At 66.2% G+C, this 14,820-nt stretch carries 8 protein-coding genes; 4 read left to right on the forward strand and 4 right to left on the reverse strand.

Annotated features, from left to right (window positions below; translation table 11 throughout):
* Positions 1–2 precede the first annotated feature (2 nt).
* Both ABIB95_RS36850 and ABIB95_RS36855 read left to right on the forward strand, forming a co-directional pair.
* Positions 3–803: an ABC transporter permease gene (locus ABIB95_RS36850; protein WP_354247034.1), complete on the forward strand. Its 801-nt coding sequence runs from the start codon at positions 3–5 to the stop codon at positions 801–803.
* On the forward strand, positions 800–1,639 hold the full coding sequence (locus ABIB95_RS36855; protein WP_041955035.1) for an ABC transporter ATP-binding protein: 840 nt from the start codon (positions 800–802) through the stop codon (positions 1,637–1,639). The genes ABIB95_RS36850 and ABIB95_RS36855 overlap by 4 nt, the downstream gene beginning before the upstream one ends.
* On the opposite strand, the gene ABIB95_RS36860 is transcribed toward ABIB95_RS36855, so the two are convergent.
* The 4 genes from ABIB95_RS36860 to ABIB95_RS36875 all read right to left on the reverse strand — a co-directional run bounded on the left by ABIB95_RS36860 (position 1,636) and on the right by ABIB95_RS36875 (position 10,334).
* Positions 1,636–2,616, reverse strand: a complete 981-nt coding sequence (locus ABIB95_RS36860; RefSeq protein WP_354247037.1) for an LLM class flavin-dependent oxidoreductase — start codon at positions 2,614–2,616, stop codon at positions 1,636–1,638. The genes ABIB95_RS36855 and ABIB95_RS36860 overlap by 4 nt on opposite strands.
* A complete protein-coding gene (locus ABIB95_RS36865) occupies positions 2,613–3,344 on the reverse strand; it encodes a 4'-phosphopantetheinyl transferase family protein (protein WP_166082145.1) in 732 nt (243 codons plus the stop codon). The genes ABIB95_RS36860 and ABIB95_RS36865 overlap by 4 nt, the downstream gene beginning before the upstream one ends.
* Before the next feature lie 233 nt (positions 3,345–3,577).
* On the reverse strand, positions 3,578–3,748 hold the full coding sequence (locus ABIB95_RS36870) for a hypothetical protein (RefSeq protein ID WP_014497648.1): 171 nt from the start codon (positions 3,746–3,748) through the stop codon (positions 3,578–3,580).
* Between the two features lie 142 nt (positions 3,749–3,890).
* Positions 3,891–10,334 (reverse strand): non-ribosomal peptide synthetase, encoded by a 6,444-nt coding sequence (locus tag ABIB95_RS36875; RefSeq protein ID WP_354247040.1) that lies wholly within the window; start codon positions 10,332–10,334, stop codon positions 3,891–3,893.
* A gap of 135 nt (positions 10,335–10,469) precedes the next feature.
* Between ABIB95_RS36875 and ABIB95_RS36880 the strand changes: the two genes are divergently transcribed.
* Positions 10,470–13,940, forward strand: coding sequence for an ATP-binding protein (locus ABIB95_RS36880; RefSeq protein ID WP_247311692.1), 3,471 nt, complete (start codon positions 10,470–10,472; stop codon positions 13,938–13,940).
* A complete protein-coding gene (locus ABIB95_RS36885) occupies positions 13,937–14,731 on the forward strand; it encodes a protein-L-isoaspartate O-methyltransferase family protein (RefSeq protein WP_354247043.1) in 795 nt (264 codons plus the stop codon). Before ABIB95_RS36880 ends, ABIB95_RS36885 begins: the two co-directional genes overlap by 4 nt.
* Positions 14,732–14,820 lie beyond the last annotated feature (89 nt).

Below are 14,820 nucleotides of genomic sequence, written 5' to 3' on the forward strand. Positions count from 1 at the left end.
CGATGGCCACCGTTATCAAGGCGCGGCCTGCGGGCATCCGCTGGATGGTCCGCGGCATTTCGATCCTGGCCTGCATTGCCCTGTGGCAGGTCGCTTCGACAACGCATCTCAATCTGGGGATCGTGACCTTCCGCAACGTGCCGCCGCCGGTCGAGGTCGTTCAATCCGCGCTCGCCCTGTTTCGTTCGCCGAAACTGACGGCACATGTCACCAGTAGCCTCTGGCGCGTGTTCGCGGGCTACGGGGCGGCGGTGGTGATCGGCGTGATCCTTGGTTTTGCCATCGGCCGGTCACGCGCCGCGAGCGACCTTTTGCTGCCGCCGCTGGAATTGCTGCGGCCGATACCGGCGGTGGCGTGGATACCGCTGTCGATCTTGATGTTTCCGTCGTCCGAACTCTCGATGATCTACATCACCTTCATCGGTGCCCTATTTCCGATCGTGCTGAACACCGTCCACGGTGTCGCGAATGTCGACCGCCGGCTGGTTGCCTCCGCCCGCAGCCTCGGCGCGGGGGAGTTGGCGATCCTGAGCGAAGTCGTGCTGCCGGACGCCGCGGCCAGCATCGTCACGGGGCTTGCGATCGGCATGGGCACCTCGTGGTTCTGCCTCGTCACCGCGGAGATGATCTCGGGCCAGTTCGGCATCGGCTATTACACCTGGGAGGCCTACACGCTCCAGAACTACGCCGACATCATCGTCGGCATGCTGATCATCGGCCTGCTCGGCATGGGATCCAGCTGGCTGCTGACGACGGCCGGGCGGCTTCTGATGCCCTGGCGTAGCCCGAAGGTGGCGCGATGAACATCCGGGTCGCAGATATCGGTACGAAGAGCGTCGGTCGGATCGACTTCGCCGATGTCTCGATTTCACTCGGATCGGGCGGTGACGCATTCGAAGCGGTCAGCGGTCTCGATGTCGCGATTGCGCCGGGCGAGCTCGTCTGCATCCTCGGTCCCTCCGGCTGCGGCAAGTCCACGCTGCTCGGCGCGCTGGCCGGGCATTTGCCGATCACGGCTGGCCGTCTCACGGTCGACGGCCAGCAGGTCCAGAGCCCGAGCCCGGACCGGGGCATGGTGTTTCAGCAGCACACGCTGTTTCCCTGGAAGCGGGTGCGCGACAATGTCGCCTTCGGCCCGAAGATGCGGGGCCTTGCGAGGAGGGAGCGCGACCGCGCCGCCGACGCGATCCTGAAGCTGGTCGGCCTTTCCGGCTTCGAGGCGTTCTATCCCGCGCAATTGTCGGGCGGTATGCAGCAGCGCGTGGAAATTGCGAGGGTCTTGATCAACCAGCCGCGGGTGCTGCTGATGGACGAGCCCTTCAGCGCGCTCGACGCGCAGACGCGCGGCATGATGCAGGAGGTCCTGCTCGACATCTGGAGCAAGATCCCGACCACCACGGTCTTCGTCACCCACGACATCGACGAGGCATTGTTTCTCGCCGATCGCATCGTCGTGATGAGCGCAAGACCCGGTCGGGTGATCGAGGACGTCGTGCTGCCGTTCGCGCGGCCGCGGAGCCACGATCTCGTCACCGAACCCGAATTCGTGCGCCTGAAGCGGCATGTCATGCAGCTCTTGCGGCGGCCGGAGGGCAGCGAGCCATTGGCGCGGCTCAGTCCGCTCGGCGTGCCGTCCTAAAACATCCCGCTCGCCGCGAGCGCCTTGCGGACGTGCTGCATCTCGGCCTCGTCGGCGACCATATCGAGCATGATCGTGGTCAGGCCCTTCGCCGCAAAATCCTTCAGCTTTGCGCCGATCTCGGTGTAGCTGCCGACGAGATAGGGGCAGTCGGCCTGGAAGGTGAGGTACGGCAGCAGCCAGTAACCGTTGTCCGCGAGCTCGCCGCTCTGGCCTTCATAGAGCCGCCGCTTCCACACGGAATCGCTGTTCTCCACTGTGAGCGCGAGCAGCTCGCGATCATCGGGATTGTCGCGAAAGCGTGCCTTAGCGGCCTGCCGTGCCTCGTCGCGTCCCTCGCGGGCGAAGATGCCAAAGTTCATTCCGGGCGCATCGAGACCGCGATCGAGATCGGGCGGCAGCATCTGCATCTTGATGCAGCTGGTCTCCTTCGCCACGCGCTGCGCCGCCTCCGACTGGCCCGCGACCAGGAATTCCGGCATCAGCTCCGCCGGCAGGCGCGGGCGAAGTTGCAGATTGCTCGCGCGGTAGAACCGGCCCTCGACATTCACCGGGCGGGGGCTTTCCAGCAATTGGCGCATCAGCGCGACGAATTCGCCGAGCCTGATGTAGCGGTCGGCATGCGACTGCTCGTCGCCCAGCCCCTGCAAATCGCTGACCGCGGTCCCCGTGATCATGTTGAGATAGACCTTGCGGCCGTGGAGCTGCGCAAAGGACGAGACGAATTTTGCCGCGGTGAACGGGTGCATGTAGACCGGATTGACCGCGATCAGCGGCGAGCTTCGCGTGGTCTCACCCATGATGTGCTGGGCCATCGCCCAGGGCTCGACGAACACGTCGTTGCCTTCGAACAGCAGGATGCCTTCGAAGCCGTTGCGGTCGGCGAACTGTGCCACCCGCATCAGCTCGCCGACATATTTCTTGGGATCGCGGTTGCGCGAGATCGCGGGAAAGACGCGCAGCCGCGGGGGCGTCATTCAGCCGCTTCCTGGAACGGCCAGGAATTGCGGGTGATGGGAAGGCCGCCGCGCGCGCGGGAGCCGTCGGCGATCGCGAGGCGATGCGAGGGCGACGGCGAGCACAGCGAGAAGCGCCATGCATGCGGATCGTCGGCGATATCGGGCTTGAAGCTGATCTCGATGGCCTCCCGGGACACCTGCATCGCGAAAGCGTCGAGCGGCAGATTGAGCCCAAAACCCCTTGCCTTCAGATAGGCCTCCTTGAGCGTCCAATAGTCGAAAAAGCGCTCGATCGCGGCAGGCTCCGGCAGTCCGCGCAACGTTTCGACCTCCTCCGGCGCAAAGAAGCGAAGCGCGGTGGACAGTGGCGCGACCCGCCGCGACACGGTTTCGACGTCGACGCCGACGGTCTCATGCCCGGACACGACGCAGGCAACGCAGCCATCGGCATGGGACAGGCTGAAATGCAGCGCGGTCGAGGTCGCGGGCGCCGCAACAAACGGCCGCCCGTAGCGACCGGCCCCGAAGGACCAATCGGTGGGTGCGACGTTCGGCGCGGCCTGCGACAGCGCCAGGCGCAGCATCGCGTGCGCGAAGATATATTGCCGCCGATGCCGCTCGAACATGAAGCGGTCGGCGCGAATCCGTTCGTCGACCGAGAGCAGGCGCCGGCACGCATCGACTGCGCCCGGAGCGTCAATGGTCTCGATCAGTCCGACAAACAGTTCAATTCTGTCGTCTGCCATCAATAAGGCCCATGGCGTCAGGCGGAGGCCAAGTCTCCGGCCCTGACGGAAGAATCAACTGAGCAAGAATCAACTGAGCGGACCGCTTCTAACGGTCCACCCGGGCAATTTCTTGTCGATTTGCAGGCCGGTTTACAGGCGCAAGCTTGTGCGAGACCCCAACTCGACGAGCGAGCGGCCCATATCCGGAAAGTGAAGCCTGAGGATTCGTGCGGCGTCCCGGCCGACGATCCTTACTTCTTCTTCTTCTTGGCTTTCTTCGCTCCGCCCAGCATCGAAAGGCTGGCGTCGACATCCTTGAGCGCGGACTGGAGCTTCTTCTTCTCGGCGCCCAGCAACTTTTGCAGGGCCTTGCGGTCCTTGTCGCTCAACGAGGTACCCTTGGTAAATTTGATGAAACCCACAACATACTCCCCAAGTTGAAAATAATCGTCCAAATCAAATCGAGGGAATAATCTTGCGCGCTGGCGCCAAATAATCAAGATGCAACTTGGTCATGCACAGCTTTGGCGAGTGAACCTGTGTTCTCCCGTCCCGTACAGCCGGTCATGCCGCCCTGCGAGCGAGTAATCGGCCGAGCGGCGTGTTGGGGTGGGCGACGGCCGCATCCAGCAGCGCGACGAGATGCGCCATCCACTCACCGATCCTGCGGCCATCGAGCAGCTCGCCCTTGTAATTGCATGAGCCGGTGATTCCGGTGGGGCGTTCCTTGAGCATCAGCGACAGCCAGGTCTGGTCGATCGGCAGCACCGGCTGGCCTTCGCGCGCGACGTTGCCGATCGATTCGATCGTGACGTCAGCCAGATCGAGCGGCTGGCGCAGCGGATTTTGCAGGGTGAAATAGACCTGGAGCAGCGAGGCCGGATCGATCCCCTCCTGCTCCAGATGGTCGGCCAGGATGTTGAACGGCAGCTCCTGGCGCGCGTGCGCGTCGAGCACGCTCTGGCGTACCCGGGCCAGGGCTTGCGCGAACGACAGCTCCGGCGTGATTCGGGTACGGACGATCACCGTGTTCTCGAACGGACCGACGACCCGGTCGGTATCCGGCTGGGCGCGATTGGCCATGGCGGTGGCGACCGAAATGTCGTTGCGGCCGGTCTGCGCCAGCAGCAGGGCTTTCAGGCCAGTGAGAAGGCACATGAACAGCGTGCTGTTATGCCGGCCGGCGAACGCCGTGAGCCGGCCGATCAGCTCGCGCTCGAGGCTGACGGGGTGATGCCCGGTGGACGCGCCGGGGCTTGCTTCATCGTCGAAGACGGGGGCCGCGCCGCGCAGATTCTCCGTCCAGTCGGCGGCCTGGCGGCGGGCGGCGTCGGTGCCGCACCACCAGCGCTGCCAGCGGGCGACGTCCGAAAAGGCGAGCGGCAGTTTCGGCAGCGGCACGGACGGACGTCCGGCCAGCGCCGCATAGCGGTTGGACAGCTCCTCGAACAGCACGCCGATCGACCAGCCGTCGGCAATGGCATGATGCAGCGTCAGCAGCAGCACATGATCGTCGGCATGGAGCCGCAACAGCCGCGCCCGCAACAGCGGCGGCCGCGCAGTGTCGAACGGGGCGTAGGTCTCCTGCTCGATCAGGAGGTCGATCTTCCTGAGTTCGAGGGCTTTGCGCCGCTTGTTGTCGTGGGGACGTCCGTCGCCGATGACCTCGATGGTGAGGGCCGGTCCGAGCTCGCCGGGGGTGGCGATGCGGCTGACGGGCTCTTCGCCTCTCCGGCCGAATCCGGTCCGCAGCGATTCGTGGCGGCGCACGATGTCGCCGAACGCCTGCGCGAGGGTGGTCGGATCGAGCGGGCCCTGGAGGCGGAAGGCAAAGGGCAGGTTGAACAACGGCAGGCCCGGCAGGTTCTGCTCGATCCGCATCATCTGGTCCTGTGCGATCGAGGGCGTTGGGAGCCCGCTTTCAGCAGGCCGCAGCATGCCTGTTGCCGGCTTACGCGGCTTTGCTGCCACGGCCTCGTCAACCCGGCGGGCGAGCTCTTCGATCGTCGGAGCCTCGAAGATGGTCTTGATCGGCAGCGACACGCCGAGCGCACGGGCGACGCGCGCCATCGCCTGGCCCGCCAGCAGCGAATGGCCGCCGAGATCGAAGAAATTATCGGTCACGCCGAGGCTCTCGACCTTCAGCAGGTCGACCCAGATGTCCGAGAGCACCTTTTCGGTGAAGTGCCGCGCCGGCACGGCGGCGTCCGGTCCGGGGACGTCCTGCTGCGCGGGCGCCAGCAGCGCCGACCGGTCGATCTTGCCATGGGCATTGAGCGGCATCTGGTCCAGGAACAGGAATGCGGACGGGATGGCATGGCCCGGCAACCGGCTCTTCAGGAAGTCGCGCAGCTCGCTGGCGCTGCTCTGGCTGCCGGCCCTTGCGACGATATGGGCGATCAGCCTGACATCGCCGCTGGCCTCGCGGCGCGGCTCGACGATGCCGGCGCGCACCGCAGGATGGTCGGCAAGCGCGTTCTCGATCTCCTTGAGCTCGATACGGTAGCCCCGGACCTTGACCTGATGGTCGGCGCGGCCGAGGCATTCGATGGTGCCGTCGGCGCGGCGGCGTGCGAGGTCGCCGGTCCGGTACAGCCGCCCGCCGGCCTGGCGCGCGAACGGATCGGGCAGGAAACGCTGCCGGCTCTGCGCGGGATCGTTGATGTAGCCGCGGCCGACACCGGCGCCGCCGATGCAGAGCTCGCCGGTCACGCCGACCGGCAGCGGTTGGAGGTTTTGATCGAGCACATGGAGCTGGGTGTTGGGCAGCGGTGCGCCGACCGGGACGTTGCTCGTCGCCGCCGCCGGCGCTTTGGTCAGGCGATGCAGCGAGACGTCGTCGGAACATTCCGACGCGCCATAGGCGTTGATCAGCGGCACCTTCGGGCAGCGGGCGAACCAGGTGCGGCAGAGATCGACGGGCAGCGGCTCGCCGGTCGAGATCAGGAGCCGCAATCCCGCAAAGGCGCGCTGGACCTCCGCTTCGTCCATGCGGTCGAGGATCACCCGCAGCAGCGACGGGACGATCTCGAGCACGCTGATGCCTTCACGCTCGATCTCCCGCGCGAGCAGGATCGGGTCCTGCACGATTGCGTTGGCGCAGACATGGACGCGCGCACCGACCATGGGACCGGCAAGGAACTGCCAGACCGAGATGACAAAGCTCTGCGGCGCAGTCTGGGCGATCACGTCCCTGGCCGTAAGGCCGAGCTCGGAAATGAGCGACGCCAGATGGTTCGACAGCCCGCGCTGCTCGATCATGACGCCCTTCGACGCGCCGGAGGAGCCGGATGTGTAGATGAGATAGGCGAGGCTCGCGGCTGCGCGCCGCGCGGCGCGGGCCGGCCTGGTCGATCCGGGTGCGATCGCGTCCTCGAGCTCGGCGACATGGATGCGCTCGACCAGCGGTTCGAGCAGCGCCTCGACCATGGCCGACTGGGCGCGCCCGGTCAGCAGCATGCGGGCGCAGCTCGATCCGAGGATGGTCGCAAGCCGCGCCGGCGGCTGGTCGGGATCGAGATTGAGGAAGGCTGCGCCCACGCACTGCGCGGCGATCATCGCGGCGAGCAGGTCGGGCCCGCGATCCGCAAGCAAGGCGACAACGCTCTCGGACCCGACACCTTCGCGCGCGAGCCAGCGTGCCGCCGCCTGGCTGCGGCGGGCGAGCTCCCGATAGGTCAGGGAGGTGTGTCCGTCCGTTACCGCGATTGCGTTCGGTGTCTTCTTCGCCTGGCGCTCGAGGCGTTCGCAAAGATTGCCGCGCGTGGTGAAATTGGCCACCACGCCCTGGCCTTTCGCCAGCAACTGCCGGCGTTCGGCCTCCGTCAGGAGCGGCAGGCGCGAGATGCGCTGCTCCGGATTGGTGATCACGGCCTTGAGCAGGGTCTTGAATTGAGCGGCCATGCCTTCGATGGTCGCAGCGTCGAACAGATCGGTGGCGTATTCGAAGAAGCCCGTGAAGCGGCCGTCGGCCTCGACCAGTTCGAGCGTGATGTCGAAGCGCGCGACTTTCGGGTCGACCTCCAGCCGCCGCGTCGACAGGCCGGGGAAACGTGCCGCCTCGATCGAGGCGTTCTGGAGGATGAACATGATCCGGAACAGCGGGTTGCCGTCGCTCCGGCGTGCGATCTGCAGCGCGCGCAGCACTTCCTCGATCGGGAGGTCCTGGTTGCGGTAGGCATCCAGCGTGACCTGCCGCACCCGCCGCAACATTTCGCCAAAACCCGGATCGCCGCCGAAATCGTTGCGCAGGATCAGGGTGTTGGCGAACAGCCCGATCAGTCGCTCGCTCTCGATCTGGTTGCGGTTGGCGATCAGCGATCCCGTCGCGACATCCTCGTGTCCGGTGTGGCGGAACAGCAGGCACTGGAAAGCCGCGAGCAGCGTCATGAAAGGCGTGACGCCCTGGTCCTGGCTGAGCGCGCGCAGATCGGCCGACAGTGCCTTGGAGAATTCGAGATAGTGACGGGCGCCGTGACCGCTCCAGACCTCCGGCCGTGGCCGGTCGGTCCGCAGCGGCAGCGTGGTGACGCCGTCGAGCTGGGTCCGCCAGTAATCGAGCTGCTCCTTCGCCGCCGGCGTCTGAGCCCAGCTTTGCTGCCATAGCGCAAAGTCGCGATACTGGAAGGCGGGCGGGGGCAACGTCACCGCGCTTGCCTTGCGCGCAGCGGCATAGTGGGCGGCAAGCTCCTCCCAGAACAGCCGTTGCGACCAGCCGTCGGTGACGAGGTGATGGACGTTGACCACCAGCGCGTGGCTGGATTTGTCGAACGACAGCAGGGTGACCTTCAGCGGCGGCTCGCGCGCGAGGTCGAACGGATATTGCGCGAGCTCGAGCGCCTCGCGCCGGATGATTGCGCCCTGCTTGTCCGCCGCGCAGGGCTTGAGCTTGATCCGCTCGAATCGCGGAGGTGATTGCAGCACCCGCTGCGCCGGCTCGCCCTCGCGCTCGATGAAGATCGAGCGCAGCGCCTCGTGGCGCGCGCAGATCGAGGCGAGGCTCGCAGAAAGCGCGGCGACGTCGACCAGGCCCTTGAGAACGGCGACCTCGACGACGTTGTAATTGTAACGGGTCGGATCGAGCCGGGAGAGCACATACATCCGCTGCTGCTGGAACGATAGCGGCGCGTCTGCTGCCGCCGCCTGGCGCCATGCGGGCACCATCGTCTCGCGATGGGTTGTGGCGGTCTCGATCCGGGCCGCAAGCGCCGAGACCGTGGCGCAATCGAAGATGTCCTCGAAGGAGAAGTCGACGTTGAAGCGTTCGCGCAAGCGCGAGCGCATCTGCGTTGCCGCAAGCGAGTCCGCGCCGAGCGCAAAGACATCCTGGTCGATGCCGACCTGCGGCAGCTCCAACAGACCGGCCCAGATCCCCGCGAGCTGGGTCTCCAGCGCGTTGCGCGGCAATTGCGCTTCGACGCCATGCTCCGCGGTTGCGATCAGATCGGCCAGCGCGTTGCGCTTGACCTTGCCGCTCGCGCCTTTCGGCAGTGCGGCCACGCCGCGGATCAGGCTCGGCACCTTGTAGGCCGCAAGACGTTTGCGCGCGAATTGCCGAAGCTGGTCCGGAGTCGCTTCGGAATTCGGGCGCAGCACCACGACGGCGGCGACGTTTTCGCCGAGCTTCTGGTGCGGGACGGCGAACACGCCGGCCTCCAGCACCGCCGGATGGCTCAGCAGGACCTCTTCGACCTCCAGGGGCGAGATCTTCTGCCCGCCGCGGTTGATGACGTCCTTGATGCGGCCGACGATGAAGAGATAGCCGTCGGCGTCGAGATAGCCGAGGTCGCCGGTCCGGAACCAGCCGTTGCGGAAGGCGGCCCGTGTCGCCGCCTCGTCATTATAATAGCCGCGGCTCATGTTCGGCCCGCGCAGCATGATCTCGCCATGCTCGCCGCTCGCAAGCGTGCGGCCCGCCCCGTCCATGATCGCGATCTCGGGGCCCGCAGCGCGGCCGACCGATCCGACCTTGCGCAGCTCGAACGGATTGGCGGTGATCTGCGAGGCCGCTTCCGTCATGCCGTAGGTCTCGAGCACGGGAACGCCGAACATCGCCTCCAGCCCGTTCAGGATCGCAGGCGCGAGCGAGGATGAGGCCGAGCGGATCACGCGCAGCGACGACGAGCGGGCGCGGTCCGGGTCGGCCTCGGCCGCCGTCAGCAGCGCGCGATGGATGGTCGGCACCGCCGTGTACCAGGTCGGTCGCAGCTCCCGCATCCAGCTGAAGAAGGACAACGCGTCGAAACCGTTGGTGCAGATCACGCTGGAGCCCGCGGCCAGCGCCGTCAGCAGGCCGGAGATCAGACCATGGGCGTGAAACAGCGGCAGAGCGTTGAGCAGGCGGTCGTGGGCTGCGAGCGACAGCACGCGGCCGGCATTGTATGCGGACAGGCACACATTGCGCTGCGTCAGCGGCACCATTTTCGGCCGCGCCGCCGTGCCTGACGTCAACAGGATGAAGGCGTCATCGTCGCCGCGCGAGGCGCCGCTTGTGCTGGCCGGCCCGACTGCCGGGCCGATGAACGCGCAGCCGCCGAGATTGTCGTTCGGCCCCGGCACGAAATCGATCACCGCGATATCGAGTGCCTTGGCAACGTCACGACTTGGTGAATTCATGTCGGCCCGGGTGACGAGCGCGGTCAGCTTCAATTCGCTGAAATAGCGCTGCAGCTCGTCGGCCGTCAGATCCGGATTGATGGGGACACAGGCGCCGGCCGAGGCGACCGCGATCAGCGCGAGCGCGCTGTCGGCGCCGCGCGGCAGCGCAACGGCAATCCGGTCGGCAGGGGCAATGCCGAGCCCCCGCAGGGTGCGGACCAGCTGCTGGACCAACTCACCCAGCTTGCCGTAGGTGAGGGCCGGCCGGCCCGGCGCGAGGAGAGCCGGTGCCGACGGCGTCTTGCGCGCATAAAAGTCGAGAAGGCCGCCGATATCGGCAAACGTCCTGGTTTCGGCGCCTGCGCTGTCCGAATCCTCTCCCGCTACGGATGCAATGTGGGACAATGCCATTCCCTTTTGATCTGATTGAGCTATTCTTCCCAAGACTTAGGGAACGCGTCCAGTCTGAGGTGAAGTTCGGGCCCCAAAATCTGTGGTTGAGGGGCCTAAAGCCCTTCGACGGAGTGAAGGTTGGGCAGAATCACCATGCTGGAGAATGAACCTGTTACGGGGACGGAAGGCGGGTTGAAGCGCTGGCTCGAAGGCGTCGGTCTTGGACATTACACCGATCTCTTCGCACAGCACCGCCTCGATCTCGATGTGATGGGGGACCTGACGGAATCCGACCTGGTCGAGCTCGGATTGCCGCTCGGCGATCGCAAGCGGCTTCAGCGCGCGATGTCGGCGCTATTCCACGCTGAGACCGCCGAGAAGCCCGATACGGCCGCGCGCCCGCAAGTCCGGGCGGAAGTCGGTGCCGAACGGCGTCAGCTCACCACCATGTTCTGCGACATGGTGGATTCCACCTCGCTGTCGGTGCAGTTCGACCCGGAAGACGTGCGCGACATGATCGCGAGCTTTCGCGAGACCTGTGTCCGTGTGGTGAAACATTATGAGGGGTTTGCCGCGCGCTTCGTCGGCGACGGTATCCTTGTCTATTTCGGCTATCCGACCGCGCATGAGGACGATGCCGAGCGATCGGTGCGCGCCGGGCTCGAGATCGTGCGGGTGCTGTCGACCGCGCGCGCGATCGAGCCACGCGGTGCGCTGAGCCACGCCCCCGCCGTCCGCATCGGGATCGCAACCGGTCTCGTCGTGGTCGGCGACCTCGTTGGCCAAGGCACCGAGGAGCGCGATTCCGCGGTCGGAGAAACTGTCAATCTCGCCGCGCGCCTGCAAGGTCTGGCGCCACCCAACGGCGTCGTGATCTCGTCCTCGACACAGTCGCTGCTGAAGGGAAAGTTCGACTACCGCAATCTCGGTGTCCACGCGCTGAAAGGCATCTCGGAGAAGACGCAGGCCTGGCACGTGGTGCGCGCCTCGCGGGCGGAGACCCGCTTCGCCGCTGCCATGGGCGGGCGGTTGACGCCGCTCGTCAACCGCGAGGAGGAGATCGCGCTGCTGATGGGGCGCTGGCAGCAGGTCAAGGACGGCGACGGCCAGGTCGTGGTCAAGTTCGGCGAGCCCGGCATCGGCAAGTCGCGCATCATCCAGGAGATCTTCGACCGGATCGCGGGCGACCGCCATGGACACGTCTCGTTCCAGTGCTCGCCCTATTACACCTCCACGGCGTTCTATCCGTTCTCCGAGCAGCTCAAATTCTCGCTCGGCCTCGACCGCGAGGATCCATCCGCGACGTCGCTGGCGGGTCTGGAGACCGCGATCGCGGCCGCCCATGGCGACATCGAACAGGTCACGCCGTTGTTTGCCGCGCTGCTGTCGATCCCGACTGGAGACCGCTATCCGCCGCTCGACCTGTCGCCGCAGCAGCAGAAGGACGCGACCGTCGCGGCGCTGGTCAATCATTTCCTCGGCCTTGCGCGCGACATGCCGCTGGTGATCGCGCTTGAGGATCTGCACTGGATCGACCCGACCTCCCGCGAGGTGATCGACCTCCTCGTCGCCCGGGTGCAGAACCAGCCGGTCCTTGTCATCATCACCGCGCGCTCCGAATTCCAGCCGAGCTGGAACGCGCATTCGCACATCACCACGCTGGTGCTGAACCGCCTGAGCCGGCAGCTGCGCACGACGCTGGTCGAGCGCGTCGCGGGCCGCGAGCTTCCCAAGGAGGTGGTCGAGGAGATCATCGTCAAGACCGACGGCGTGCCGCTGTTCCTGGAAGAGCTGACCAAGACCGTTCTCGAATCCAACCTCCTGACCGAGCGGCACGGGCGCTACGTGCTGTCGGGCCCATGGCGGCAGCTCGCGATCCCGGCGACCCTCACCGACTCGCTGATGGCGCGGCTGGACCGGATGGGGCCGTTCAAGCGAATCGCGCAGATCGGCGCCACCATCGGTCGCGAGTTCTCCTACGAGACGCTGCACGCGGTCGCCAATACGCCGGCGGAACAGATCGAGGCCGCGCTCAATCATCTGGAGGAGGCCGGGTTGATCATGCGCCGCGGCCATCCGCCCGGCGCGCTCTACTCCTTCAAGCATGTGATGATCCAGAACGCCGCGCACGACAGCCTGCTGCACAGTGAGCGGCGCAAGCTGCATTCGCGGATCGCGCAGGTGCTCGCCGAGATGTATCCGGAGAAGACCGAGCGCGAACCGGAGCTGCTCGCGCATCACCTCACCGAATCCGGCCAGAGCGAGGGCGCCGCCAGCTTCTGGCTCAAGGCCGGCAAGCAGGCGGCCAAGAGCGGCGCCAATCTGGAGGCGATCGGGCATTTGCGCCGGGGCTTGAGCGTCGTGCAGGCCAATGCGCGCATGCAGGGCGCCGACGAGATGGAGCTGGAGCTGCGCATCGCGCTCGGCAACGCATTGATTGCCGCCAAGGGCTACGCCGTGCAGGAGGTCGAGGAGAACTACATCCGCGCGCTCGAGCTCGGTCAGCAACTCGACGACGACGAGAAGGCCTTCGCCGCCACGCGCGGGCTCTGGGTCTGCCATTTCATCCGTGCCGATCTCAGCCGCGCGCACGATCTCAGCGTCGAGCTGTTGAAGTTCGCCAAGCGCGAACGGCTGAACGAGCGCACGCAGCCGGCGCAGCAGACCGGCTATCTGATCGAGGCGCACCGCTCGATCGCGATGACGATGCTCTATCGCGGCCGTTTTGCCGCCTCCCAGCACCATCTGCACCGCTGCATCAACCTCTACAGTCCCGATCTGCACTCCGATCTGATGGAGCGGCACGGTACCGATCCCGGCGTCGTTTCGCTGTCCTATCTTGGCTATCTCCTCTGGTTCCTCGGCCGGCCCGACGCGGCGCGCCAGCACAGCGAGCAGGCGATCGCGAATGCCGAGAAGATCCGCCATCCCTTCACGCTCGCCTTCGCGCTCGTGTTCGGCGCCTATCTGTGCCAGCATTTGCGCGACGTCGAGGGTACGCGCGACCACGCCAACCGCGCCATGATCATCGCCACCGAGCACAATTTCCTGCACTGGAAGCAGCAGGCGGCGATCCTACGCGGCTGGGCGCTGGCCCAGCTCGGCGAGGCCGACGAAGGTCTCAGCCAGATGCGCCTCGGCCTCGACGAATACGAGGCGATGGATTCCTGGCTCGCCGGCTGCTGGTTCCGCTGCCTGCTTGCGGAAGCCTATGCCAAGGTCGGGATGCGCGATGCCGCCTTGCGCGCGCTGGACGGTGCGCTCGCGACCGCGAGACGGACCGGCGATCACTCCTATCTCGCCGAGGTCTATCGGCTGCAGGGCGAGATCACGATGTCGGACGGTGATCCGGCATCGGTGCAGGAGGCCGAGGACCTGTTCGCCCTGTCGCTGGAGACCGCGCGCAAGCAGGGCGCGCTGTCATGGGAGCTTCGGACCGCCGTCAGCCTTGCGCGGCTGTCGCACCAAGCCGGCAAGCGCGAGCACGCAAGTCTTCTGCTTTTGCCGATCGTCGGCAAGTTCAGCGAGGGCTTTTATACCCCGGATCTGAAGCAGGCGATGCAGCTCCTCAGCGAGCTCGGCGGAGACGTGCCCGTCCTTGAACAGGCCGATGCGATGAAATGAGCGATCTTGCCGCCGCGCGTGCGCGCTACGTCGAGTTGATTACGAAGCGAGAGCGGATCGCCTCGCCGCGCCTGCTCGAAGCGCTCGCCGCCGTCCCGCGCGAGGATTTTCTGGCGAAGGGACCCTGGCGCATCAAGAGCGAGGCGGCGCGCAGCTACCGGCTGACGCCGGATGCCGATCCCGTTCATCTCTACGACAATGTGCTGGTCGCGATCGATGCGCGCCGCAAGCTCGACACCGGGCTGCCGAGCCTGTGGGCGCACTTCATCGATCTGCTCGACGTCGGGGAGAAGGACCGCGTGGTCCAGATTGGCTGCGGTCTCGGCTATTTTTCGGCGGTGTTGTCGAAGATCGTGGGGCCCAAGGGCAGGGTGCATGCAATCGAATGCGACGGGCGGATTGCGGCGCGTGCCGCGAACTACCTTCGCCCCTATCGCAATGTCGAGGTCGTGCATGGCGATGGATGCGAGGAGATCGGCGAGCCGGCCGACGTGATCATCGTTCATGCCGGCTTCCCGCACCCGCATCCGCTCTGGCTTCAGTCGCTCCGTCCGCGCGGCCGCCTCCTGGCGCCGTTGACGCAGCGCGACCGCGAAGGCGCCGCCCTCAAGATCACGCGCAAGGGCAGGGGGTTCGAGGCCGAGGCGGTGCAGCAGATCCGGATCTTCCCCGGCCAGGGTCGCGGTGTGACCGCACTGGACGACCGCGTCGCCGACTGGTGGCAGCGCACCTCCGCGCTGGCGCCACTGCGTTTTCGCGCCATCGAGCAGGGGCTGCCGTCGGATGGCTAATGCTTGGTTTCGTTTTACCTTGATTCCGTTTGTGAGTTTCCAGCATCTCGCGGTGCGGCTATGAGTGCGGCTTGATGGCCATTCGAGCG

This window comes from Bradyrhizobium sp. LA2.1 (assembly GCF_040547725.1).
In the GTDB taxonomy this organism is placed as follows: Bacteria; Pseudomonadota; Alphaproteobacteria; order Rhizobiales; family Xanthobacteraceae; genus Bradyrhizobium; species Bradyrhizobium barranii.

Bases quoted from the DNA above. Each gene is read 5' to 3' on its own strand.
- ABIB95_RS36885 (WP_354247043.1), top strand. From the start codon at position 13,937: ATGAGCGATCTTGCCGCCGCGCGTGCGCGCTACGTCGAGTTGATTACG.
- ABIB95_RS36880 (WP_247311692.1), top strand. From the start codon at position 10,470: ATGCTGGAGAATGAACCTGTTACGGGGACGGAAGGCGGGTTGAAGCGC.
- ABIB95_RS36875 (WP_354247040.1), bottom strand. From the start codon at position 10,334: ATGGCATTGTCCCACATTGCATCCGTAGCGGGAGAGGATTCGGACAGC.
- ABIB95_RS36855 (WP_041955035.1), top strand. From the start codon at position 800: ATGAACATCCGGGTCGCAGATATCGGTACGAAGAGCGTCGGTCGGATC.
- ABIB95_RS36860 (WP_354247037.1), bottom strand. From the start codon at position 2,616: ATGACGCCCCCGCGGCTGCGCGTCTTTCCCGCGATCTCGCGCAACCGC.
- ABIB95_RS36850 (WP_354247034.1), top strand. From the start codon at position 3: ATGGCCACCGTTATCAAGGCGCGGCCTGCGGGCATCCGCTGGATGGTC.
- ABIB95_RS36865 (WP_166082145.1), bottom strand. From the start codon at position 3,344: ATGGCAGACGACAGAATTGAACTGTTTGTCGGACTGATCGAGACCATT.